Origin of the sequence: Luteimonas notoginsengisoli (assembly GCF_042648885.1) — a bacterium.
Taxonomy (GTDB): Bacteria; Pseudomonadota; Gammaproteobacteria; order Xanthomonadales; family Xanthomonadaceae; genus Luteimonas; species Luteimonas notoginsengisoli.
Genome location: NZ_JBHRYF010000001.1, coordinates 330284 through 352959 on the forward strand (window position 1 = coordinate 330284; position 22676 = coordinate 352959).

The 22676-nt window shown below is 67.7% G+C and carries 18 protein-coding genes; 8 read left to right on the forward strand and 10 right to left on the reverse strand.

Going from position 1 to position 22676, the window contains the following annotated elements; genetic code table 11:
- Nucleotides 1-109: 109 nt before the first annotated feature.
- The 3 genes from ACFOM9_RS01470 (at nucleotide 110) to ACFOM9_RS01480 (ending at nucleotide 2538) form a co-directional block, all read left to right on the forward strand.
- Nucleotides 110-1414: an NTP/NDP exchange transporter gene (locus ACFOM9_RS01470; protein WP_386705471.1), complete on the forward strand. Its 1305-nt coding sequence runs from the start codon at nucleotides 110-112 to the stop codon at nucleotides 1412-1414.
- 48 nt (nucleotides 1415-1462) lie between these two features.
- Entirely contained in the window at nucleotides 1463-2101 is a 639-nt protein-coding gene (locus tag ACFOM9_RS01475; RefSeq protein ID WP_386705474.1) for a DUF922 domain-containing protein, read from the forward strand.
- A gap of 86 nt (nucleotides 2102-2187) precedes the next feature.
- The gene (locus ACFOM9_RS01480; protein WP_386705477.1) at nucleotides 2188-2538 is read left to right on the forward strand and encodes a DUF1304 domain-containing protein; all 351 of its coding nucleotides are present in this window, start codon (nucleotides 2188-2190) and stop codon (nucleotides 2536-2538) included.
- 103 nt (nucleotides 2539-2641) lie between these two features.
- Here the strand turns inward: ACFOM9_RS01480 and ACFOM9_RS01485 are convergent, their stop codons facing one another.
- Nucleotides 2642-3109 (reverse strand): hotdog fold domain-containing protein, encoded by a 468-nt coding sequence (locus ACFOM9_RS01485; RefSeq protein ID WP_386705480.1) that lies wholly within the window; start codon nucleotides 3107-3109, stop codon nucleotides 2642-2644.
- A 247-nt stretch (nucleotides 3110-3356) separates the two neighbouring features.
- The gene (locus ACFOM9_RS01490) at nucleotides 3357-5834 is read right to left on the reverse strand and encodes an acyl-CoA dehydrogenase (RefSeq protein WP_386705483.1); all 2478 of its coding nucleotides are present in this window, start codon (nucleotides 5832-5834) and stop codon (nucleotides 3357-3359) included.
- A gap of 181 nt (nucleotides 5835-6015) precedes the next feature.
- Between ACFOM9_RS01490 and ACFOM9_RS01495 the strand changes: the two genes are divergently transcribed.
- Both ACFOM9_RS01495 and ACFOM9_RS01500 read left to right on the forward strand, forming a co-directional pair.
- The gene (locus ACFOM9_RS01495; protein ID WP_386705485.1) at nucleotides 6016-6636 is read left to right on the forward strand and encodes a TetR/AcrR family transcriptional regulator; all 621 of its coding nucleotides are present in this window, start codon (nucleotides 6016-6018) and stop codon (nucleotides 6634-6636) included.
- Nucleotides 6636-8414 carry a phosphoenolpyruvate carboxykinase (GTP) gene (locus tag ACFOM9_RS01500; protein ID WP_386705487.1) on the forward strand — a complete coding sequence of 593 codons (1779 nt, stop codon included), beginning with the start codon at nucleotides 6636-6638 and terminating at the stop codon, nucleotides 8412-8414. The genes ACFOM9_RS01495 and ACFOM9_RS01500 overlap by 1 nt, the downstream gene beginning before the upstream one ends.
- A gap of 333 nt (nucleotides 8415-8747) precedes the next feature.
- Here the strand turns inward: ACFOM9_RS01500 and ACFOM9_RS01505 are convergent, their stop codons facing one another.
- From ACFOM9_RS01505 to ACFOM9_RS01530, 6 genes are all read right to left on the reverse strand, one after another.
- Nucleotides 8748-9758, reverse strand: coding sequence for a class I SAM-dependent methyltransferase (locus tag ACFOM9_RS01505; RefSeq protein ID WP_386705489.1), 1011 nt, complete (start codon nucleotides 9756-9758; stop codon nucleotides 8748-8750).
- A gap of 85 nt (nucleotides 9759-9843) precedes the next feature.
- Complete coding sequence (locus ACFOM9_RS01510) at nucleotides 9844-12432, reverse strand: TonB-dependent receptor (RefSeq protein WP_386705491.1); 2589 nt, start codon at nucleotides 12430-12432, stop codon at nucleotides 9844-9846.
- Nucleotides 12433-12828: 396 nt separating this feature from the next.
- Entirely contained in the window at nucleotides 12829-14427 is a 1599-nt protein-coding gene (locus ACFOM9_RS01515; protein WP_386705493.1) for a tetratricopeptide repeat-containing sulfotransferase family protein, read from the reverse strand.
- Between the two features lie 101 nt (nucleotides 14428-14528).
- Complete coding sequence (locus tag ACFOM9_RS01520; RefSeq protein ID WP_386707229.1) at nucleotides 14529-15368, reverse strand: XOO1806 family protein; 840 nt, start codon at nucleotides 15366-15368, stop codon at nucleotides 14529-14531.
- A 140-nt stretch (nucleotides 15369-15508) separates the two neighbouring features.
- Nucleotides 15509-16405, reverse strand: coding sequence for an Hsp33 family molecular chaperone HslO (gene hslO / locus ACFOM9_RS01525; protein ID WP_386705496.1), 897 nt, complete (start codon nucleotides 16403-16405; stop codon nucleotides 15509-15511).
- Between the two features lie 3 nt (nucleotides 16406-16408).
- The gene (locus ACFOM9_RS01530; protein ID WP_386705498.1) at nucleotides 16409-17713 is read right to left on the reverse strand and encodes an aspartyl/asparaginyl beta-hydroxylase domain-containing protein; all 1305 of its coding nucleotides are present in this window, start codon (nucleotides 17711-17713) and stop codon (nucleotides 16409-16411) included.
- Nucleotides 17714-17787: 74 nt separating this feature from the next.
- Between ACFOM9_RS01530 and mtgA the strand changes: the two genes are divergently transcribed.
- The 3 genes from mtgA (at nucleotide 17788) to ACFOM9_RS01545 (ending at nucleotide 20119) form a co-directional block, all read left to right on the forward strand.
- Nucleotides 17788-18513, forward strand: a complete 726-nt coding sequence (gene mtgA / locus ACFOM9_RS01535) for a monofunctional biosynthetic peptidoglycan transglycosylase (protein WP_386705500.1) — start codon at nucleotides 17788-17790, stop codon at nucleotides 18511-18513.
- Between the two features lie 186 nt (nucleotides 18514-18699).
- A complete protein-coding gene (locus tag ACFOM9_RS01540) occupies nucleotides 18700-19731 on the forward strand; it encodes a glycosyltransferase family 2 protein (protein ID WP_386705502.1) in 1032 nt (343 codons plus the stop codon).
- Entirely contained in the window at nucleotides 19691-20119 is a 429-nt protein-coding gene (locus ACFOM9_RS01545; RefSeq protein WP_386705504.1) for a CBS domain-containing protein, read from the forward strand. Before ACFOM9_RS01540 ends, ACFOM9_RS01545 begins: the two co-directional genes overlap by 41 nt.
- A 155-nt stretch (nucleotides 20120-20274) precedes the next feature.
- On the opposite strand, the gene ACFOM9_RS01550 is transcribed toward ACFOM9_RS01545, so the two are convergent.
- Both ACFOM9_RS01550 and ACFOM9_RS01555 read right to left on the reverse strand, forming a co-directional pair.
- Complete coding sequence (locus tag ACFOM9_RS01550) at nucleotides 20275-20661, reverse strand: hypothetical protein (protein WP_386705506.1); 387 nt, start codon at nucleotides 20659-20661, stop codon at nucleotides 20275-20277.
- Between the two features lie 83 nt (nucleotides 20662-20744).
- Nucleotides 20745-22664 (reverse strand): AsmA family protein, encoded by a 1920-nt coding sequence (locus tag ACFOM9_RS01555; RefSeq protein ID WP_386707232.1) that lies wholly within the window; start codon nucleotides 22662-22664, stop codon nucleotides 20745-20747.
- Nucleotides 22665-22676 lie beyond the last annotated feature (12 nt).

A 22676-nucleotide genomic window follows, 5' to 3' on the forward strand; every position in this document is an offset into this window, starting at 1 on the left:
TCAAGTTAGGCAGCGCCGCTAGAGCATATGCTCTGCGCGCGGTGGCGCGCGGGCGTGGTCATCGGCTAACGTGCGCGCAACCGGCGCCTGCCGGCGCGACGGAACCCGGATGAGCAAGGCAAGCGGCAGGGTGCAGGGCGGCGAATGGCGCGCGGTGTTGCTGTCGTTCGTCTATTTCTTCTCGATACTGGCGGCGTACTACGTGATCCGGCCCGTGCGCGAGCAACTCTCGGCCGCGGTGGGATCCAGCCAGCTGCCCTGGTTCTACGGCGCCACCTTCGTCGTCAGCCTGGCGCTGAGCCCGGTGTTCGCCGCACTGGTTTCGCGCTGGCCCAGGCGCATCGTGATGCCGGTTGTCTATGTCTTCTTCATCGCGTGCCTGCTGGCGTTCGTGCCCCTGTTCGGCCGGCAGGAGCTGCTGAGTCCGCGCACGCTGGGAATCGTGTTCTTCGTCTGGGTGAGCGTCTTCAACCTGTTCGTGGTGTCCGTGTTCTGGAGCTTCATGTCCGACATCTGGGATGCCGAACAGGCGCGGCGGCTGTTTCCGATCATCGCGGTGGCCGGCACGCTCGGCGCGGTGGCCGGGCCGGCGCTGACGCGCACGCTGGTCGGGGTAATCGGGGTCGCGCCGCTGCTTGTTGTTTCCGCAACGCTCCTCGGCGTGGCGCTGGTGTGCGTGGTGCTGCTCGGGCAATGGGCGCGCGTGCATGGCGCCCGCCGGCATGAGGCCGGCCACGAGGATGCGGTCGGTGGCAGCATGTGGGACGGACTGAAGCAGATCTTCTCCGACCCGTTCATGCGCGGCATGGCGATCCTGTTGCTGCTCGCCGACGGCATCGGCACGGTCAACTATGCGCTGGTGACGGATTATTCCGGCGCGACCTTCGTCGATGCGGTCGCGCGCACGCGCTTCGCCGCCAACGTGGATCTCGCGGGCAACCTGCTGACGATGGCCACGCAGCTGCTGGTCACCCGCTGGCTGTTGCCGCGCAAGGGGCCGGCCCTGGTGATCCTGGTCTGGGCGCTGGCCAGCATCGCGGTGCTGATGGTGGTGGTGTTCTCGCCGGATCCGCACGCGCCGTTGCTGGCCGGCATGCCGGCGGTGGCGATCGCGCTGATCGTCAGCCGGGGCCTGGCCTATGGCATGGCGGAACCGGCGCGCCACAGCCTGTATTCGCGCGTGCCGCGCAGCGTGCGTTACAAGGGACAGAACGCGGTCGACACTGCGGTATGGCGCTTCGGCGACGTGGCCATCGCCTCTGGCATGAATGGCCTGCGCACCCTGGGCGTTGCGACGGGCGGATTCGCCAGCCTGAGCGCGGTGGCGGCGGTTGCGGCGGCCACCATCGGCTGGCGCTTGGCCAGGCGCGTGGAAATCGGCGGAGTTCGGGCGACCGATGGCAGCGTTGCCTGATCGACGTCCTCCGCTGGCCCGGCGCGCGGATTGCGTTCCGGAGCAGCGATGACGGCACGTGGACAGGCGAATGCGCCGGCATGTTGCCTGCGTCTGGTCGCATGGATCGCGCTCGTGCTGCCAGCGTGGTTCTCCGGCGTGGCCTGGGCGACGCAGTCGGGGCCGGCAAGGCACGTATCGTCGGTTCGGATCACGGAAGCAATCACGCGTTACACGCTGGACGCTACGTCGATCGACGGCCTGCGTTCGCAGTTCCACCACGACTTGCACTTGCCGCGAGGCAAGGCGGGAACGCACGCGCGCACCCGCAGCGACATCGCGATCGCATACGAAGTCGACGGCAGCGCTGCAGGATGCCGACTGCGCCACCTCGAGGTGCGGCTCGACATCGTGGTGACGCTGCCGGAATGGGCGCCCGGGGAGGCTGTGCCGGATTGGCAGTATGCGCGATGGAAGCGGACGCTGGCGGCGCTGGAACGGCATGAGGCGACGCACCGCGCGAATGCGCGCGCGGCGGCAGAGGAGGTGCGCGTCCGCATCGTCGCGATCGGTCCACAGCCGGACTGCAGCTCGGCCAGGAGCATGGCCAGCCGCGTGCTGCGCAAGACCATGCTCAAGTACGAAATGCGGGATCGGCGCTACGATGCCAGGACACGCAATGGCACCGCGGAAGGTGTGGAGCTCTGAACCGGGGCGTCCGCCGGCCAACGAAAGCCGGCCGGTCTGCCATCGCGAAGACCAGCCATCACCGCTGACAACCCGGGAGCTGGAACATGCCGATCGTCGCCGTTGTCCTCATCGTGCTGGTCGCACTGTTGCACCTGTTCTTCCTGGTGCTCGAGATGTTCCTGTGGACGCGACCCGTCGGGATGAAGGTGTTCCGCAACACGCCGGAAAAGGCGGAGATCACGCGCGTGCTGGCGGCCAACCAGGGGCTGTACAACGGCTTCCTGGCGGTCGGGCTGTTGTGGGCGGCCGCGACTTCACAGCGGGACGTCGCGCTGTTCTTCCTCGGCTGCGTGGTGGTTGCCGGCCTGTATGGTGCGGCCACCGTTAGCCGGCGCATCCTCCACGTCCAGGCCGTGCCGGCGGTGGCCGCGATGGCGGCGCTTTGGCTGGCATAGATGCCGCGTCCGGAATGATCCTTCGCGGTGCGTGATCCATGCCGGCCGCGGGCGTTGCCCTGCATTCGCAGCCCGAGATCAGGACAGGGCAGTCGGGTCCGTATCAGCGCCGCGGTGAAATCCACATCCGGATGCAGGCGCGGAACACCGCCTCGCCGGCAGGATCGGTGATTTCCACGTCCACCGGAAGTTCATAGCCTGCGTCCGTTTCGATCGCCGGTTGCGCCGGCGTGGCGACCGCGCGCATGGTGCCGACCGCCCTGCGCAGGTACTCGACCGTCATGCTCTTGGGGATCCACCGCATCGATGGCGGCAGGCTGGCGTCGATCGCCAGGCCGCCGCTGAGTTCGGCCAGGTTGCACAGCGCGATCGCGTGCACGGTGCCGATGTGGTTGGTGACGCTGCGGCGTTGGCGCAGGCTGGCCACGCAACGGCCGGGCTCCAGCGCCTCGATGCGCGGCGCAATGCTGGCGAAGTAAGGTGCCTTCAGGCACACCGCGCGCGAGAACAGCCAGTGGCCGGCGGGCCAGCGGGTGACGCGGCGATACAGTTCGAGGACGGATGCAGGCATGGTGGTATCCGTTTGCGCCGTGGGAATCCCGACCGTTGGCGCGCGTCCCTGCGGGGCCCTGCCCGGTCGGGCACTTCAGTCGCAGGCCTGCCGTTCGTTCCGCCCCGGCGATGGGGCGAAACGCACGGTCCTGATCATCCTGGATCCGGATGCGCTGGAGCCGCATCCGCCCTGCGCTCGCGAGGGTCGCGCGGGGCTTGTACCCGAGACCGCCCCGTCAACGCCGCGAGAAGATGCCGCTGGCCGGTCACGCAGCCTCGCGCGAAGCGCGCTTGTGCTGCGGCAGATCGTAGTACGACGCCGCGCGCAGTTCATGGACATCGAAGTCGTCGACCGTGATTGCGTCGAGCGTCAGCACGCGCAGTTCCTCGAGCTGGGCGCGCTCGCTGGCCGTGATCCAGCCCTCGCGCACGCCCTCGTCCAACTGCGAGGCGAAATCCAGCGCCTCGATGTCACTGTTCTTCAGTGCCTTGAGGAACTTGCGCTCCACCGGCTCAGCCGCGATCGCCTTGGCCAGGTAGCTATCGATGCGGCCGGCCGGGTTGTTCTCGCACGGCGTGGTGAACACGCCATTGGCGAGCCGGTCGCGTGCCTCGCTCGGCGTCATCAGCAGCGCCGCGGCGCGGTGGCCGAGGCGATCGCTTGGCGCCTGCGCGCGGCGGCCCCACGGGAACACCAGTGCCCACAGCAGCCAGCCGACCGGACGGATCGGGTAGTTGCGCAGCGCTGCCGAAAGTGCGAGCTCGATCCGGTGCACCGAGTCGTGGAACGCCCATGCCAGCAGCGGCTGGTCGCCGACCGGGCAGCCTTCGTCCTTGTAGCGCTTGAGCATGGCGCTGGTGAGGTAGAGGTGGCTCAGGACATCGCCCAGTCGGCCGGACAGCGATTCCTTGAACTTGAGCTTGCCGCCCAGCAGCAGCATCGAGGCGTCGGCGATCAGCGCCAGGTTCGCCGAATAGCGGTCGAGCTTGCGGAAGTAGCGCCGCGTGTAGGCGTCGCCGGGGGCCGTGCCGATCCGGGCGCCCGTGAGGCCGAACCAGAACGAACGCACGGCGTTGGAAATCGCGAACCCAACGTGGCCGAACAGGTTGCGATCGAATTCTTCCAGTCCCGCCTGCTCGTCGGGGTTCTGCGCCGCCTTCATTTCCTTGAGCACCCACGGATGGCACAGGATCGCGCCCTGGCCGAAGATCAGCAGGCTGCGGGTCATGATGTTGGCACCCTCGACCGTGATCGCGATCGGCGCGGCCTGCCAGCTGCGGCCGGCGAAGTTGCGCGGCCCCAGGATGATGCCCTTGCCGCCGAGTACGTCCATGACGTCGCTCGAGACCTCGCGCGCCATCGTGGTGCAGTGGTACTTGGCGATCGCCGACGGCACCGCCGGGGTCTCGCCGCGATCCACCGCCATTGCGGTTGCCTGCGACAGCGCGCTGATCGCGTAGGCCTTGCCGGCGATGCGCGCCAGCGCCTCCTCGACGCCCTCGAAGCGGCCGATCGACAGGCCGAACTGCTTGCGGATGCGCGCGTACGCGCCCGTCGCGATCGCGCCCATCTTGGCGCCGCCGCTGGCCGTCGACGGCAGGGTGATGGAGCGCCCGATCGAAAGCTGCTCGTTCAGCATCTGCCAGCCCTTGCCGGCGTAATCCTCGCCGCCGAGCAGCTGGCTCAGCGGGATGAAGACTTCCTTGCCGTGGATCGGGCCGTTCTGGAACGGCGAGTTGAGCGGGAAATGGCGGCGGCCGATGTCCACGCCCTCGGCGTCGCGCGGCACGAGCGCGATGGTGATGCCGATGTCCTCGGTGTCGCCGATCAGGCCGTCCGGATCGTACAGGCGGAAGGCGAGGCCGATGAGCGTCGCGACCGGCGCCAGGGTGATGTAGCGCTTGTCGAAGGTGAGCTTGATGCCGAGCACGCTGGCGCCGTTCCATTCGCCCTGGCAGACGATGCCGTAGTCGGGGATGGAGGTGGCATCGGAACCTGCGAACGGCCCGGTCAGGCCGAAACACGGCACCTCGCGTCCGTCGGCCAAGCGCGGCAGGTAATAGTCCTTCTGTTCCTGGGTGCCGTAATGGACCAGCAGTTCGCCGGGGCCGAGCGAATTGGGCACGCCGACGGTGGAACTGACCACGCTCGACATCGAGGAGATCTTCTGGATCACCTTGTGATGCGCCAGCGCGGAGAAGCCGAGGCCGCCGTACTGCTTCGGAATGATCATGCCGAAGAACTTGTGCTGCTTGATGAAATCCCACATCTCCGGCGGCAGGTCCGCATGGACGTGGGTGATTTCCCAATCGTTGATCTGCGTGCACAGCTCCTCGACCGGGCCGTCCAGGAAAGCCTGTTCCTCGGCCGTGAGCTGCGGCGCCGGCTGCGACAGCAGCTGGTTCCAGTCCGGGTCGCCGGAGAACAGTTCGCCTTCGAACCCGACCGAGCCCGACTCGAGGGCGATCCGCTCGGTCTGCGAGAGCGGCGGCAGGATCTTGCGGTAGAACTTCAGCAGTGGCGCGGTGACCAGCGGCTTGCGGATCGCCGGGATCAGCAGCGGCAACGCGATCAGCGCCACCAGCGCGGCTGCGACCAGGACGGCGGCATGGTTGGCGCCGAAGAACCAGCACGCAACCAGCAGGGACGCGGTGAAGGCGGCCCAATACGCGAGGCGCCACCGATGGTAGGCGGCGACCGCACCGGCGAGGAGGAAGGCAAGGAAGGGAAGCAAGATGCTCATCACTGGACTCCGGTGAGCTGCCTGAACAGGAAGGGTAGCCCGCACGATGTTGCCATCACGCGATCCGCTCACCATACGCATAAGTACGGAAGTGTGCAATGGCCAGCAGTGCTGCGCTGCAGCGATCGGCTCGCGGGCGACGATACTGTTCCGGTGGGTGGCGTATGGATACACTGTCGCCATGACGTCGACCGAATCGGCACCGGCATCCGACAAGCCGGAACGCAAGGGGCGCCTGAGCGCCGAGGACTGGGCCCAGGCCGCGCTCGACCTGATCGCCGAGCAGGGCGTGGCGGCGGTCGCGGTCGAACCGCTGGCGCGTCGGCTGGGGGTGACCAAGGGCAGCTTCTACTGGCATTTCCCGTCCCGCGATGCCTTGCTGCAGGCCGCACTGGAGCGCTGGGAAAGCTTCGAGCAGGAAGCCGTGTTCGGTACCCTGGAGGCGATCCCGGATCCGCGCGAGCGCCTGCGCAACCTGTTCCAGCTGGTCGCGCACGAAGCCAAGTCGCACGTCATCTACAGCGCGATGCTCAAGGCCCTCGATCATCCGGCCGTGCAGCCGGTGATGGAGCGCGTCTCGCAGCGCCGGCTCGAATACCTCACCGCCTCGTTCCGCCAAGCCGGCCTTGGCCGCAGCGACGCCCAGCATCGCGCCCGGCTGGCCTATGCCGCCTACGTCGGATTCCTGCAGCTGCAACTGCAGTTGCAGCAGTCACGCCCGCCGCGCGAGGAGTTCGAGGCCTACGTCGAACACATGATGGCGACGCTGATTCCACCCCTTCCAAGGCAGGAAACCCACTGATGAATGCGAACTCCCTTCCTTCCCCGCCTCCCACTGCGCTGGAGGCGCTGAACGAGTGGGTCGCTGAAGTCGCGTTGCTCACCCAGCCCGAACGGATCCAGTGGTGCGACGGCAGCGACGCCGAGTTCGACGCGCTGACCGCGCAAATGCAGGCCGACGGCACCCTGTTGCCGCTCAACGACAAGACCCATCCGGGAAGCTGGCTGCACCGTTCCGACCCCGACGACGTGGCGCGCGTCGAGCACCTGACCTTCGTCTGCCACGAGCGGGAAGAGGATGCCGGCCCCAACAACCACTGGATGGCGCCGGCCGAGGCGCACGCGAAGATCGACGCGCTGTTCGAAGGCTGCATGCGCGGCCGCACGATGTACGTGATCCCGTATTGCATGGGGCCGATCGATTCTGCGCTCTCGCGCTGCGGCGTCGAGATCACCGACTCGCCGTACGTGGTCGCCAACATGCGCCTGATGACGCGCATGGGCGCGGCCGCGCTCGCCCGGATCGAGCGCGAAGGCACGTTCGTGCGCGGCCTGCATTCGACGGGCGAACTGGATCCGAACCGCCGCTACATCATGCATTTCCCCGCCGAGCTGAGCATCAAGTCCTATGGCTCCGGCTACGGTGGCAACGCACTGCTGGGCAAGAAGTGCCATGCGCTGCGCATCGCCTCGCACCAGGCCCGCAGTGAGGGCTGGCTGGCCGAGCACATGCTGATCGTCGGCATCGAGAACCCGCAGGGCGAGACGCATTACATCGCAGCCGCGTTCCCGAGCGCCTGCGGCAAAACCAACCTGTCGATGCTCATCCCGCCGGACGCCTATCGCGAGAAGGGCTGGAAGGTGTGGACGGTGGGCGACGACATCTGCTGGATGCGCCCGGGCGAGGACGGCCGGCTCTACGCCATCAACCCGGAGGCGGGCTATTTCGGCGTGGCGCCGGGGACGTCGGACAAGTCGAACCCCAACGCGCTGGCCTCGATCCAGCGCAACACGATCTTCACCAACGTGGCGGTCACCGACGACAACCAGCCGTGGTGGGAAGGCCTCGACGACCGGGTGCCGGTCAAGGACTGGCAGGGCCGGGATTTCCAGCCCGGTAACGGCCCGGCCGCGCATCCGAACTCGCGCTTCACGGTCAGCGCGAAACAGTGCCCGTCGTACTCGCCCCAGGCCGAGGCGCCGCAGGGCGTGCCGATTTCGGCGATCGTCTTCGGCGGCCGCCGCGCGTCACTGGTGCCGCTGGTGTTCGAGGCGCGCGACTGGACCCACGGCGTGCTGGTCGGCGCCTCGATGGGCTCGGAAACCACCGCCGCGGCGACCGGGCAGGTCGGCGTGATGCGCCGCGATCCGATGGCGATGAAGCCGTTCTGCGGCTACAACTTCGCCGACTACTTCAGCCACTGGCTCTCGTTTGACCAGCCCGGCGCGAAGCTGCCGAAGGTGTTCCACGTCAACTGGTTCCGCAAGGGCGACGACGGCCAGTTCCTGTGGCCGGGCTTCGGCGACAACCTGCGCGTGCTGGAATGGATGATCGGGCGCGTAAGCGGCGAAGCCGGCGCGGTCGACACGCCGATCGGCGCGCTGCCGCGGCCGGAGGACCTCGATCTCGAAGGTGTGTCGCTTTCCGAGGAAGCGGTGGAGGAGCTGTTCGGCTTCCACCGCGAAGGCTGGCGGGGGGAGTTCGACGGGATCGGCGAATTCCTCGGTGGCTTCGGCGCACGCATGCCCGATGCGCTGCATGCCGAGCAGCAGCGCATTGCAGCGGCATTGCGGGACTGAAGGCAACGTACACGCCTCGTCGTCCTCGCGAAAGCGGGGACGTTGACGTTGCCCAATGAAGCCAGGTCACCGGGTGGCCAGCGGCCCGTCTGTTGAAGGCCTCGCCTCGGCGGATGATGAACAAAGGTGGTTTCTTGGTCGGCGCTTCCGTGCTTCGGGGTCCCGTGGCGAACTCCCCTTGAGTGCGCGCGTGCACGTGCGCGGCGTGCCCGGCAGTCGTTGCTGAGCATTCCATTTCAGGGGGGGGGCGCGGCTAAGGTCGATTCACCAATGGCTCGAAGCCGAAGCCAGGGCGAGGCTCGCCAAACCCAAGGCGTGCGTGGGTGGTCGACGCTACGCTGCCGACGCGCTTGCAGCCCGCGCAGTCAGCGTCCAGCCCATGAGCAGGCCGTTCTCGTGGCTGATGGGCGCGTGGACGATATCGACCAGGCCATGCGTGGCCAAGCGCCCGGCGAATGCGTCCATCATGTCTTCGTCCAACGCGCGCTCGCACAGCTCCGCATAGCGCAGCCTGGCGTCGCACAGCGCCTCGCGATGGGCGCGGCAATGCGACAGGACGTCCGCCGGGGGGGCGCTCCGCAGCGCGCCCAGCGCCTGCGCGGAAAACGCGCGGGCTTCCTCCAGCAGGTCGGGGAACGGACTCGCGGCGGCTTCGCTGGCCAATGCCTGCATCGCGTGGTTGAAGTCGTCGCGGGCGCGATTGGCCGCGGCGTCGGCGCGCAGCCGCTCGCGGCCCTCCGCCGAAGCAGCCTGCGCCACCCAGGGAACGATCGCGACGAGCTGGTCAAGGAAGCCCTGGTCGCGCAGCAACCAGTCGGTCAGGCGCAGTTCTTCGCGCGCCACTTCGGCCAGTCGGGATCCGCGATGGTGGAGCAACAGCGCAACGCGGCCTTCCGGTTTGAGCACCCGCACGATTTCGGATATCGCGCGCGCGGCATCGCAGTACTCGATGCCGTACTGGCTGGTGGCGAAGTCGAACGACGCGTCGGCGAACGGAAGCGCCTCGGCAGACACGCCGGCGTGGAAATGCAGTGCCGCGCGGCATTGCGCTGGCTGTGAGCCCACCCAGTCGGGCATCACTTCGGCAAGGTCGATCGCGTCGACGCGCGGCATGTCATTCGCACACGCGTGGCAAACCAGTTGCGGGATGGCGCCGTTGCCGGTGGCGATGTCGAGCACGCGATGCGACGCGTCCAGCGATACCAGCTGTCGCTGCCAGAACCGGCCGATCTCGCCGGCGTAGTTGCCCTGGAACGAACCGGGCAGGGAATGCAGGACGTCCTGCTTCCAGTAGCGCGACCAAGCGGTCCGGCGATGCTCGTGGGAGGGGGCGAAATCCAGCATCGACAGAGTATAGCGGGCAGGGAATCCGGACAAAAAAAGAGGGGCCCGAAGGCCCCTCCCATCATTTGCAAAGTTAGCGAACTGATCAGAAGCGCTGTTCGTAACGCGCATACGGAGTGCGGCCGTAGGCATCGTACAGGTAGAAGTTGAACGGACGACCGTCATAACCGATCAGCTGCGGCAGCTTGTCGGTCACGTTGTTCACGCCAACGGTGAACTTCGCGTTCCACGGCAGTTCCACGCTGGCCTGGAGGTCATGCGTGAGATAGCTGTCGGTGCTGCTGGATCCCGTGCCGTTGGAGCCAATGTAGCGGGCCACATAGCCCACGCCCCAATCACCACGGCTCCACTGGTTATTCAGCGTTGCACGGGTGGACGGGAAGCCCTGCAGCCCAACTTGGTCAACGCCACCGTCGATCGTGTACTTGTTCTGCCAGCTGGCCTGCAACACATTCGTCAGCTTGCCGGCATCACCCAGATCGAAGTTGGTACGGGCGGCGAAGTCGACGCCGTCGGTCTTCACGATGCCCTGGTTGAAGTAGCAGTTGTGGATCTCGACTACCGCATTGCCGCGCCTCGGATCGCGGGTCAGCGAGCAAGGCGCGCCGGGCGCCGGAGTCGGGTCATCGCCGTTGTCGATGTCGATCAGCTTCTGCGAGCTGAAGTAGGCAATGCGATCCTCGATCTTGATGTTCCAGTAATCGACCGTGAAGTTCAGCCAATCGGTGGCGTCCCACACCAGACCCAGCGAGTACTGGCTCGACTCTTCCGCGCCAAGGCCTTCCGCCTTCTCGCGATAGGCATCGACCTGGTTGCCACCGGCGCGGTCGCACAGATTGACATCGGGTTGGCCGTAGAACGCGCAGGTGGCCGGATCGACCACGGGATCGGCGGAGAACGCCGTTTCCTGGGTGATGACGTCCAGGGTCGGGGCGACGAAGCCCCGGCCCACCGAACCACGCAGGGTCAAGCTGTCGATCGGATGCCAGCGCAGCGCGACCTTCGGGGCGAAGTTGCTGCCGTAGTCCGAGTACTTCTCGTAGCGGCCAGCGATATCGGCTTCGAGGGTGGAGGTGAACGGAAGCAGCATTTCAGCGTAGACCGAGCTGACCTCGCGACCACCGCCGGACGAAGCGCCGGAGCTGCCGAGGACCACGCCCGCCGACGAGAGCGAGTCGTAGATGTCGGCATAGTCTTCCTTGCGGAACTCGCCGCCGACGACCAGGCCGGCGCTGCCGCCACCCATTTCGAACACGTCGTTGAACGTGACGCTACCGAACGCTTCCTTGGTGGTGAACACGCTGTTGCGCGTGATGGTCGCCTTGATCGAATTCAGCACATCGATCGGGGTGGAGCCCGGATCAAAGATGTTGTAGCTGCCATCGTTGATCGCCTGTTCGGCCAGCGAGCCGACGATGTAGTTGCGACCGAACTCGTTGTAGCGGTAAGTGTTGTAGCGCACGCCTGCATCGACGTCGACGCTGTCGTTCACCGCGCCGCGGAAGCCGAGCATGATGTCGTAGACATTTGCGTCGGTTTCGTTGTCGCGATTACCCGCAGCGGCGAAGCGGTGGTAGAGATACATCGTGGAATCGGCCGGACCAACGTTCTGCACGGTGTTCGGAGCGATCGCCACGACGCCCGGCGTCGGCGCGTAGCGGCCGAAGCTGGTGGCGTTGGTGACGTTGGTGCTGAAGTAGGTCGACCAGTCGTCGTTGATCTGCACTTCGCCGTTGAGGAAGAACGCCTTGTTACCGTAGCTGGCTTCGTCGGCGGCGACGGCGTTGAAGTCGTACACGCAGCGGCCGTTCGCCGGCAGGATGTAGAAGTTCTCGTTGGTGCAGCCACCCGGCACCGGGTTGTAGGTGTCGATTCCGTTGACGTAGTTGGAGTTGACAAGATTGCCGTCGGCGTCCACCGAAACGTAGTTGTTGCCGTAGGTGCTGGCGCCAGGTGTGCCGCCCCACGGACGGCTGTTGGTGTAGATCATGGCGCGGCGGTTGTGCGAGAAGCCACCGACGATGTGGCCGCGGTCGCCGCTGACGCCGAACAGGATCGAGGCTTCGTCGGTCGGGCCCCACTTCGGGCTCGAATGGCCGACGGTGACCTGGGCGCCGTTGTAGTCCTTGCGCAGGATCAGGTTGATCACGCCGCCGACCGCGTCGGCGCCGTACACCGCCGAGGCGCCGTCAGTCAGCACTTCGATGCGCTCGACAGCCGCCAGCGGGATGGCGTTGAGGTCGGTACCCGAGCCGGCGGAGAACGGCGCCTTCGGCGCGCGGTGGCCGTCGATCAGGACCAGGGTGCGCTGGCCGCCGAGGCCGCGCAGGTCGGCGAACGCGCCGGCCTGGGCCGAGCTGCCCGACTGCGGGCGGAACTGGCCGACCGAGTTGAAGTTGGTGGTGCGCAGGTAGTCGGCAACGGACACTTCGCCGCTGGCGTCGATCTGGGCGCGGTCGATGACCGTGACCGGCATGGCGCCTTCGATCTCGGAGCGCTTCAGGCGCGAACCGGTGACCTCGATGCGGTCGAGGGTGGTGGTGTCGGAAGCAGCGGTGGTGCTGCTCTGGTCCTGGTCCTGCGCGAACGCAACACCGGTGCCGGCGAAACCGGTGGCGCCCGCAACGAGCGCGAAGGTGATCGCGTCGCGGAGCTTGGTGGTCTTGAACGTCATCTCTCTCTCCAAACGTAGAGTGCTCGGGAAAACCCATGGGAACCTCCCCGGTGATGTCAAGAAAGACACCAATGCCGGCAAGGCCGTCGCCGATAGTAGCCCCGCGCGCTGGAAAATTAAAGTGTCGTTAACAAACAGGAAAATTGGCGTGCGGACGGCGGTTGGCGTTCAGTACGCAGCCGTATGGAGCGCCGAGCGCATGCGCTCAATTCCCTTTCTCGTCAGACAGAGAGGAAGGCAGTCGCCGAGAGGGTTGCATGGTTCGCTGCCGGCAGGCCTGCAGCGGAATGCCTTCATTTCCAGCCCGACGAAGAATGTCGGTCGCTGCCCCGCAATTTCCCGACGTGTTTGGAGTGGAGGCTGCCCTCGTCGATCTCCCGTGCAGTCGGCCGCCAATCAGTCGCTGCGATCCGCTCCGGGGCCGGGAAACGATTCCGGATCGAAGTCCGGCAGTTCGCCGGCATAGGGACGCCAGCGGCCGGCGGAGCGTGCATGGATCGGCTCGCGCACCTGCCAGCGGCTCGGTGTCTGCACGGGGCGGTTGCTTCGGTGGAACTCCAGGCAAGCGCTTTCCCAGGGCAGGCCAAGGAAGGCGATCAGCGCCTTGGCCTGGGGTTCCGGGGATTCGACCAGGGCCTCGTATTGCAGCTCGTGGATCGGCAGCGGCAGCGTGGACTGCCAATGGCGCATCAGTCGCGTCTGCAAGGCAATGGAGTGGGCGATGGCGTCGAGATCCGTGGCAAACCGCGCGTCGAGCGAGAAGTTCTCGCTGTAGATCGACAGTGCGATGTCGCGCGGGTCGCGCCTGCACCAGACGACGCGGGCGCGCGGAAACATCAGCGCGATCAGGCCGAGGTTGAAGTAGTTCAGCGGCGACTTGTCGACCAGCCGCAGCGCGTTGGCCGGGGCATGCCTGGATGCAGCGGCGAGGTAGCGGGCGCTTTCCTGCTCGAGGTATTCGCGCCCGAGTTCGGCCGCGTTATCCGGCCAGCGATTGCCCATCGACTTGACGAGCAGCGGAATGTCGGGCAATTCGCCGCAGCCGTGCGCCTGCGAGTGCATTGCGACGATTTGTTCGGTGAGCGTGGTGCCGCTGCGCGGCATCCCGACCACGAAGACCGGTCGTTCATCGAGGTGGCCGATGGCAGCCGCCTCGCGCGCAAAGAATGCGGCGTCGAAAACATGCATCAGCCGCTGGATGCTGGTCTGCGCCTGCGACCGGTCGTACTCGCCGCTCGTCCGCCGCCTGGCGGCGTTGGCGTCGTGCCAGCTCGCCATGGCCGCCGCGTGCAGGCTGCGGCTGTCCTGGATTTTGCCCAGTGCGTAGCCGAGCAGCGCGCGGTCGCGGTCGGCGAGATCCGCTCGCGCCTGCAGGGCCAGGGCCTGCTCGACCAACTCGGCGGGCGGGTCTTTGCGCTGCAGCGACAGTAGCCCGCCCAGGGGCGTGATCCAGCCGGGCCGGAAACGCATTGCCTGCCCGTAGGCCTCGGCCGCACCCGTGCGGTCGCCGCCGTCCTCGCGGGCTTGGGCAAGCGCCATCCAGATGTCGGCCGACTCCGGCAGCGATCCCAATGCGTCCTGGTAGTTGGCGATCTCCCGGTCGAGCAGTCCCAGGCGATTGAGCGTCTCGCCCAGCTTCAGGCGCGCGTCGACGTCGGCCGGCCGCGCTGCGACCACCGATTGCCACAGCGGCAGGGCGTCCCCCGGCAGGCCTGCGTGGAATTCGGCGTCGGCCAGCGCACGCATTGCGTCCAGCTGGTCTGGCTGCAGCCGGTGGGCCTGGCGCAGGGCGGGCAGGGCCTCGAGCCGGCGCTCGTCGCGCATATAGGTAATGCCGAGCAGGAACCAGGCATCGAACGACGCCGGAGCGCATCGTGTCGCGAATTCGAAGCTCCGCCTCGCGCCCTGGAAATCACCCCGGGCAGCCTGCTGGCGGCCAAGTTCCAAGGCGTTTGCTGCTTCGTGGACGGGCAGGGAGGCGTGCGGTGCTGTCATCCCGGGAAGGGTAGCCGCCCGCAGTCGGGATGCCTATCTTGCGATGTCGCCGTGCGTGGGAAAAGAAGCTGCGCGCTTCGGGCGGAGCATCCCGCTCGCGATCAGAGATCCTGCTCGTAGCGGACGTAGGGGATTGCGCCCTCGTCCTGCTTGGCGTCGGAGCTCGGGGAAAACGGGTTCTTGCCGCGGGTCACCAGGTTGTCGGCGCCGATCGTGAGTTGTCCGCTCCAGGGCGTGCGCCACGTCAGGCCGATGCCGAGACCTTCCCACTGCTCTTGTCCGGGGGTGCTGACGACCTGGCCGATGATGCTGGCGCCGAACGCGCCGTAGGCGCCGCCGATCGACAGGGTCTTGCTGTCCCAGTTGTCGGCAAGTCCCGCCGGGATGTCGCCGCTGGGAATCAGCTGCGCCTTGGCCATGGTGCCCGCGATCGACACCGTGCCCTCGCGGCCGATGTTCTTCTGCGCGAACACGGTGAGGTCGTTGATGTTGATGTTGCTGGCCCGGGCAGTGTTCGGCGTCAGCCACGCGGGAAGCTTCGCCTTGCCCTTGCCGGCGGTGAGGCCGACACTGCCACCGGGCCGGCTCAGCGCGGCGGTGGCGCTGGCGTGGTGGCTGTCGTCGTCGCCATCGTCGCTGATGGAGCCGAGCTGGCAGTTGTTGACCAGGCTCGACAGCGCGCCGCCCAGGCCGCTCTTGCCGCTGCACAGCAGGGCCAGCGAATCGCCGGCCTCCAGCCCGAATGCGGCGTCGAGCTCGTTCTTGCCGCCGAAGCGCCAGCGCGCACCGGTGCGCGGGTTGTCGGTGGGCTCCAGCAGCAGGTAGGCGCCGACCTTGTTGCCGTTGTCCGAATCACTGTAGATGACCGGCAGGATCGCCCTATTGGCATCGTTCGCCTTCGACTGTGCGAACGCGCCCGGTGCCGCGCCAAGGGCGAGCAGCAGGACGAACGACAGTTGGACGAGGCGCAGGCGCATGAGCTTGGAATCGACCCTTTTCCCTGATCGAAGTTCCCGCCTTGGCGGGGCTCTTGACTCTAGCCGGTTTATGTTTCTTTAACAATCCCCCGGGACTGTCCCGTTCATTGAAGCGTGCCGGGCGTCCGGATCCCATCGTCGGGCCGGTGGAACAGGGCTTCGACCTCGTCGCCGCTGAACTGGTAATCCTGGCCGCAGAACTCGCAACGGATGCGGGCGGCGCCGTCGATGACTGCGGCCCGGGCTTCTTCGGGTCCCAGCGACTCCAGCATCGCCGCCACCCGTTCGCGCGAGCAGGAGCAGGCGAAACGCAGTGGCCGGTCGCCCAGCAGGCGTGGCGCGTCCTCCTGGAACAAACGCGCCAGCAGGGTGTCGGCCGGCCACTCCAGCAGCTCGCCGGGCTGGAGGGTGTCGAACAGCACGCTGGCGCGATTCCAGCCGTCCTCGTCGCCTTCGTCTCCGGGCAGCTTCTGCAGCATCAGGCCCGCGGCCTGGTGCTCGTCAGCCGCCAGCAGCAGGCGGGTCGGCAGCTGTTCGGACTGCCGGAAATACTGCTCGAAGGCGGCGGCCAGCGAGTCGGATTCCAGCGCCACGACACCCTGGTAGCGCATGGGCTCGCGCCCGGGCGCGCCACGGCTTTCGATGGTGATCGCCAGCATCGCGCCGGGACCGAGTTCGCGCAGGTCACGGGACACGGGAGAGTCGTCGCCTTCGGCCAGCTGGGCGATGCCGCGCAAGGTGCCAGCGGCCGTGCACTCCGCGAACAGCGTGCGCAGCCGCCCTTGGCCGCGCAGCTGCACCGACAGGCGACCGTCGATCTTGGCGTGGCCGGTAAACAACGCTGCCGCCGCCGTGGCCTCGCCCAGCAGTTCCGCCACCGCCAGCGGATAGTCGCCGCGGGCGCGGATCTGGGCCCAGCTGTCGCGCAGGTGCACGCGCACGCCGCGTACGCCGGCGCGATCGAGCAGGAAACGGGTCAGGCGGTCGCTGTCGTGGGTCATTCGTCAAAGCTCGCCGAGGTCGGCGCCGGTGCCGTAATAGGACAGCATTCCCTGCACGGTCTGCGACACCAGCTCGCGTTCCAGTTCGGTCAGCATCGGGTGCCAGACGTCGAAAATCAGCACCACCCGAAGCCGGTCGCTGAAGTTCCAGGCCTCGTGCCGGATCGTGTCGTCGAACATCAGCAGCTTGCCCGGCTCCCAGGTGCGGGTTTCGTCGCCCACGCGCAGCGCGCAGTCCGGCGGGATGATCAGCGGCATGTGCACCGTCAGGCGCGTGTTGGTCGCGCCGTTGTGCGGCGGGATGTGGACGCCGGGCTTCAGCGCCGAGAAGAACGCCACCGGTGCCCGGCCCGGCACGGTGTTCTGCGGCGCGTGCGCGAGCGCCGCCTCGGTGCGCGGGCACAGGTCGGCGTGCGCGTCGATTCGCGCGCCGTCCTTCCACAGGAAGTACGCACCCCAGTCGAGGTTGTTGTCGAGCGCGGCGAACTGCGCCGGCGGTTCGCCCGGCGTGGTCTTCACGTACGGTTCGAACGCCTGGTGGCTGGCGAGCACGCCCTGCAGTTCCTCGAGCATCGCCGGGAACGCCGCCTCCACCTCCGCGACCCACGGATAATCCTCGCGTTCGAAGAACGGGATCGCCGGCAGCCGGGGGAACGGCAGCATCAGCGGCCGCGCGGTGACGAACGGGCGCCGGCCGGTGACGATGTCCAGGCAGTGCTCGAAGCGCTGGAGTTCGCGCCGTTCGCTATTGCCCAGGAGCGCCTCCATGCGTTCGCGCAGGTGCGCGTGCAGCTGCTCCTGGTTCTCGCGGATCGCCGCGCGCGCCTGCTCGATCCAGGCCTGCATGTGCGGCGCGCGCGTCACCGGTTCGGGCATGTAGCCAAGAGCGTTGCTCCATGACATCGCCGCTTCGCGCGGGCGCCCGGCCGCCTGCAGCAGTCGGGCCCGCTCCATGTGCGCGCCCCAGGCCAGGGGGTCGGCGCGGATGGCCAAGTCGATCTGCTCCAGCGCCGCGGTGGCGTTGCCCTGTGCCGAATGCACGCGCGACAGGTTGGCGTGCGCGATCGCAAGCCCCGGCTCGGCCGCGATGGCATCGTCCAGCAGCTGCCTGGCCGCCACCAGGTCGCCTTGCGCCAAGGCGTGCGCGCCCAACTGGTTCGATGCCGCCGCGTGGCCGGGCTGCAATGCGAGGACCTGCCGCCAGCACGACAGGGCGGCATCCTGTTGGCCGCGCTGCGAAAGTTGTTCGGCCTGCGCGACCAGTTGGTTGATGCGTGTTTGCGCGGGCGCGTCCAAGGGCGGAGCCATGCGATCGTGGAATGTTCAAGGTTACCATTGCGCGGGTTGGCCCCGGCCGCTGTCCGGGCGCGGAAAACCCCTCCATGAATGCCGAACCCCGACGCCGCCGCTGGTTGCGCTGGCTGTGGAAGCTGCCGCTGCTGCTGCTCGTGCTGAGCGTGCTGCAGGTGCTGGCGCTGCGCTTCGTGGACCCGCCGTTCACCGCGTTCATGGCCGCGCGCCAGGTGCAGGCCTGGCGCTCTGGCGACTGGACGTTCCACATCGCCTACGAGTGGCGCGACCTCGATGAAATGGCCGCCAGCTTGCCGGTGTCGCTGGTCGCGGCGGAGGACCAGAACTTCGCCCGCCACAACGGTTTCGACTTCGCCGCGATCGAGCAGGCCCACGCAAGCAATGCGCGCGGTCGCAAGGTGCGCGGCGCCAGCACGATCAGCCAGCAGTTGGCAAAGAACCTGTTCCTGTGGAGCGGCCAGGGCACGGCGTCGCGCTGGGTGCGCAAGGGCATTGAGGCCTGGTACACGCTGCTGATCGAGGCGCTCTGGCCGAAATCGAGGATCCTTGAGGTGTACGCCAACGTCGCCGAGTTCGACGATGGCATCTATGGCGCGCAGGCCGCGGCACGCAGTTTCTGGCGCAAGGATGCCGCGCGGCTGTCGTCGGGGCAGAGCGCCACGCTGGCTGCGGTGCTGCCCAGTCCGAAGCGCTACAGCGCGTCGCGGCCGGGTCCGTACGTACAGCGACGCGCGCGCTGGATCGAGCGCAACGTGCGCAGGATCGGCGGGACGGGCTATCTCGACGCGCTGGATTGAGGGGCGGGCACGGCCAGGTTGCGGTCATGACTCGGCCATATCCCGCAGGGCAACCAGAACCGCTCGTGCGTGAAGCGTGGCTGCCGCGGCCCCTCTCCTTCCCGCGCGAATGTCGGGTTGAAGCCCCGCGGCTCGCCGTCCGACGAGGGCCTCTGGACAGGTCCCCGGGTCGGCTACCATGCCGGCATGACCAGCCGTGCCGCCGACCATGACCGCCTGACCATCGTCGTCGCCGCCTTCAATGAAGCCGAGTCGCTGCCATCGCTGCACCCGCGCATCGCCGCCGTGCTCGATGCGCTGGACGGGGTCGAAGGACGCGTGCTGTACGTGGACGACGGTAGTCGCGACGGCACCTGGGATGTGCTGCGTGGCATCGCCAACGGCGACGCGCGGGTATCGCTGCTCCGGCTGTCGCGCAACTTCGGCAAGGAGGCGGCGCTGACCGCCGGCCTCGACCAGGTCGAGCGTGGCGCGGCCATGATCCTCGACGCTGACGGCCAGGATCCGCCGGAGTTGATTCCGCAGTTCGTGGCCAGGTGGCGCGAGGGTTACGACGACGTCTACGGCACGCGCACCGTCCGTGAGGGCGAGACCTGGCTGAAGAAGGCGACCGCACACGCCTTCTATCGGGTGATGCAGCGGCTGTCGAAGACGCCGATCCCGGCTGATACCGGCGATTTCCGGCTGTTGTCGCCGCGCGCCCTCGCGGCGCTGCGGCAGCTGCGCGAGCGGCACCGGTTCATGAAGGGACTGTTCGGCTGGGTCGGCTTCGAACAGGTCGCCATCGCCTACCAGCGCGAGCCGCGGCTGGCCGGGACGAGCAAGTTCAGCTTCTGGCGGCTGTGGAACTTCGCCCTCGAGGGCATCACCAGTTTCTCCACGGCGCCGCTGCGGCTGGCGACCTATCTCGGCGTGCTGACCGCGCTGGCGGCGTTCGTCTACGCGCTGTGGATCGTGGCCAAGGCGTTGCTGTGGGGCGACGCGGTGGCCGGCTATCCGAGCATGATGGCGGTGATCCTGTTCCTCGGCGGCGTGCAACTGGTCGCGTTGGGGATGATCGGCGAATACCTCGGCCGCCTGTACGAGGAATCCAAGCAGCGCCCGCTGTACCTGGTCGATAGCTGGCGTCCGGGGTTGGGGGTATCCTCGGATCGTGTCCATGGCGAGGGAGAGACCCATGCGGACCGTACGACACCTGTTGGAAGGCAAGGCGCCTGAGGTCTTCGCGATCGGTCCCGACGCACCGGTGATCGACGCGGTGCGCCTGATGGCGGAGAAGGGCATCGGCGCTTTGCTGGTGATGCAGGAGGGCCGGCTGGCCGGCATCCTGTCCGAGCGCGACTACGCACGCAAGGTGGTGCTGCAGGGTCGCGCGTCCTCGACCACGCCGGTGCGCGACATCATGACGTCGCAGGTCATCAGCGTCGGCCTGGACGATACCGCCGAACATTGCATGCAGGTCGTGACCGAGCGGCGCATCCGCCACCTGCCGGTGCTCGATCGCGACGCCGTGCTCGGCGTGGTGTCGATCGGCGACCTGGTCAAGGCCGTGATCGAGGACCAGCAGAACGAGCTGGACCAGCTGCAGCGCTACATCGCCAGCTGATCGATGGCGCGGCCCCGGGTTGCGACCCGGCGTCGCGCAGGACGTCTCGCGTCCCGCGTGGTTCCGATCGACGCCAGTGCGGCGCGACACGCAGACGCGCCTCGCAACCCTCGTCGTGATGCCTGCGCGCGATACCGGTCGATTGCGCCGCGTTCCTACCCGGCGTTGGTCGCGTCTGTGCAGGCCAGCTCGCGCGCGCCGTCCTGCTGCGACAGGTGCGCCGCGCCTTCCTGGATCGTGAAGTACAGCGAGTCGCCGGTGTAGACCTGCGGCTCACTGCCGGCGACCCGGGTCAGCGCGTGGCGTTCGCCGCCGGGCAATGACACACGGACGGTGCCGTCGTCGAGCAGCTCGACCCCGGTGCCGGCCTGGCAGCCGAAGCGTCGCGTCACGTGTTCGTCGGCGCTCGACGCGTCGGCCGGCGATGGGGCCGTGGCAACAGGCTCCGTCGTCTGGGCTGCCGTGGCCGCGGGACGGTCACCGCAGCCGGCAGCCGCAGCGCAAACAAGCACCGTGGCTGCGAGGGCGAAGAGGTCGCGCATGGCGATCATCCGGGGAGATGGAACGCGCATTGTCCGCGCCGTACGGTCAAGCGCCAGTGACGCCACCGGCTGCGTGTCGCCCGTTATTTGGCGTACTGGCCGCCGCAGCCGCTGTCCTCGCCGCCGCCCAGGTCGACGGTGGCCAGAAGCGCGGCTGGCGGTGCGATGCTGCCGAGGGCCAGCGCGATCGCCCCGCGCAGCCCCAGGCGCTTGAAGTCCGGCCGGAAGGACGGGTCCTTGAACGTGCCGTCCACCATCAGCGGCGACCGCAATGTCAGGATGCTGCGATCCTTGGGTCGCGGCTTGAGCAGCAGGTCCAGGGTCTCGTCGCGCAGGTTCACCGTGCCTTTGCCGACGATGATCGTGTCGGTGGTGTCGAATGCCAGCGCGCGCGATGTCATCAGACCGTCCTTGACGCCGAAGTCACCGAACGCACAGCGGATCGGCACCTTGTGGTCCTTGCCGATGAGGAATTTCAGGGATTCGTAGATGTCGATCCCAGCCAGTTCCATGAGCAGGTTGCTGATCTGTCCACGGCCCATGCCGAGCGCGATGTCGCCGTCGGCGCTTCCCAGCATCCGCGCGATCGAATTACCGGTACCGGTAATCGCGACGCGGCCGCCGATCCGGCCGATCGCGTCGTCGGTCAGCTTGGCGCCGGGGAACAGTTCGCCCAAGTTGAGTCCCTTCGCCGTGATGTCGGCGCGGGTGTGGATGGTCTTCTCGCGCGCGTCCATGCGGATGGTGGAGCGGATGTCGCCGCCGGCGACGCCGAAGTTCAGGGGATCCAGGCGCAGCAGGCCGTTGTCCAGCGTCAGGTGCGCGTCCATGTCGTCCAGCGGCAGCGAAGGCGCGTTGATTCGATGCGCCTTCAGGCGCACGTCGGCGTCCATCGCACGCAGCTTCTCCAGCTTGTACGGCGTGTCCGGCAGCAGTTTCGGGTCTGCTTTGCGCTGCGCTGCGAGCGCGGCGAGTTCGGGATTGCTCGACTCGTCGCCGCCGGCCTGCGGCGCTCCACCGATGAAACCCGCCAGGTCGTCGAAGTCCAGGCGCTTGGACACCAGGTCCGCGCGCAGGAACGGTCGTGCACCGCCAGTGGTCACCGCGGCGGTGCCCGACAGGTCGCTGTCGCCGACCTTGCCGGTGAAGCCTTCGTAGCGCCAGGTGTCGTTGTCGCGGGTAAAGCGCCCGTCGAGTGCATAGGGCGGCGTGGGCGGCAACGAGATGCCGAGCAGGGGATACAGGTCCTCCAGGTTCTTGCCCGACAGCGCCATGCGCAGGTCGAAGTCGCGCAGCTGGAAAGGATTGACCAGGGTGCCGCGCGCGTGGGCGCGGGTGGCCCCTGCGGCCGCGTGCAGGTCGATGCGGTAGGGCTGGTCGGTCTGCTGCAGTTCGAGCGGCGATTCGGCCACGCCCTCCAGCGTGAAGCGATTCCCGGCCCAGCGGCCGCCGCCTTCGAGTGCGACCGGCGGGGCGCCGCCGCGCTTGTCGGGTTTGCGGCTGGCGACATCGATCTTGATGTCGGTCCGGTTGGGCGCATCGACGAACTGCAGGTGGCCGTCTTCGATCCAGATCCGCTCCAGGCGCGGCGGGTCGCCGTCTCCCGACTCCAGGCCGAAATCCCAGTTGCCCCCTCCTTCGGGACCGGTTTCCAGGTGCACGTCGGGTCTGGCGAGGCGGATTTCCGGGATGAGGATGTCGCCGCGCAGCAGGGCGAGCGGCGCGATGCGCAGTTCCAGGCGATCGGCGCTGGCCATCGTGGCCTGTTTCGACCATGCGGCGTTGCCCAGCTGCAGGCGATCGGCACGGACGATGGTGATGCGCCCGAGGTCGACGTCGAGGTCCCCGCCGATCTCGAAACTGCGTCCGGTGCGCGATTCCACCGCGCGTTCCACCGGGCCCTTGAACCAGTTCCAGTCCCACAGCAACACCAGCACGGTCAGTGCGACCGCCACCGCGGCCAACACGGTGCGCCACGGATGCCCGGTGGCGGCATCGCGCAGACGCTTGCCGAA

Coding starts and splice junctions, on each gene's coding strand:
- ACFOM9_RS01470 (WP_386705471.1), top strand. CDS start 110: ATGAGCAAGGCAAGCGGCAGGGTGCAGGGCGGCGAATGGCGCGCGGTG.
- ACFOM9_RS01475 (WP_386705474.1), top strand. CDS start 1,463: ATGACGGCACGTGGACAGGCGAATGCGCCGGCATGTTGCCTGCGTCTG.
- ACFOM9_RS01480 (WP_386705477.1), top strand. CDS start 2,188: ATGCCGATCGTCGCCGTTGTCCTCATCGTGCTGGTCGCACTGTTGCAC.
- ACFOM9_RS01485 (WP_386705480.1), bottom strand. CDS start 3,109: ATGCCTGCATCCGTCCTCGAACTGTATCGCCGCGTCACCCGCTGGCCC.
- ACFOM9_RS01490 (WP_386705483.1), bottom strand. CDS start 5,834: ATGAGCATCTTGCTTCCCTTCCTTGCCTTCCTCCTCGCCGGTGCGGTC.
- ACFOM9_RS01495 (WP_386705485.1), top strand. CDS start 6,016: ATGACGTCGACCGAATCGGCACCGGCATCCGACAAGCCGGAACGCAAG.
- ACFOM9_RS01500 (WP_386705487.1), top strand. CDS start 6,636: ATGAATGCGAACTCCCTTCCTTCCCCGCCTCCCACTGCGCTGGAGGCG.
- ACFOM9_RS01505 (WP_386705489.1), bottom strand. CDS start 9,758: ATGCTGGATTTCGCCCCCTCCCACGAGCATCGCCGGACCGCTTGGTCG.
- ACFOM9_RS01510 (WP_386705491.1), bottom strand. CDS start 12,432: ATGACGTTCAAGACCACCAAGCTCCGCGACGCGATCACCTTCGCGCTC.
- ACFOM9_RS01515 (WP_386705493.1), bottom strand. CDS start 14,427: ATGACAGCACCGCACGCCTCCCTGCCCGTCCACGAAGCAGCAAACGCC.
- hslO (WP_386705496.1), bottom strand. CDS start 16,405: ATGACCCACGACAGCGACCGCCTGACCCGTTTCCTGCTCGATCGCGCC.
- ACFOM9_RS01530 (WP_386705498.1), bottom strand. CDS start 17,713: ATGGCTCCGCCCTTGGACGCGCCCGCGCAAACACGCATCAACCAACTG.
- mtgA (WP_386705500.1), top strand. CDS start 17,788: ATGAATGCCGAACCCCGACGCCGCCGCTGGTTGCGCTGGCTGTGGAAG.
- ACFOM9_RS01540 (WP_386705502.1), top strand. CDS start 18,700: ATGACCAGCCGTGCCGCCGACCATGACCGCCTGACCATCGTCGTCGCC.
- ACFOM9_RS01545 (WP_386705504.1), top strand. CDS start 19,691: ATGCGGACCGTACGACACCTGTTGGAAGGCAAGGCGCCTGAGGTCTTC.
- ACFOM9_RS01550 (WP_386705506.1), bottom strand. CDS start 20,661: ATGCGCGACCTCTTCGCCCTCGCAGCCACGGTGCTTGTTTGCGCTGCG.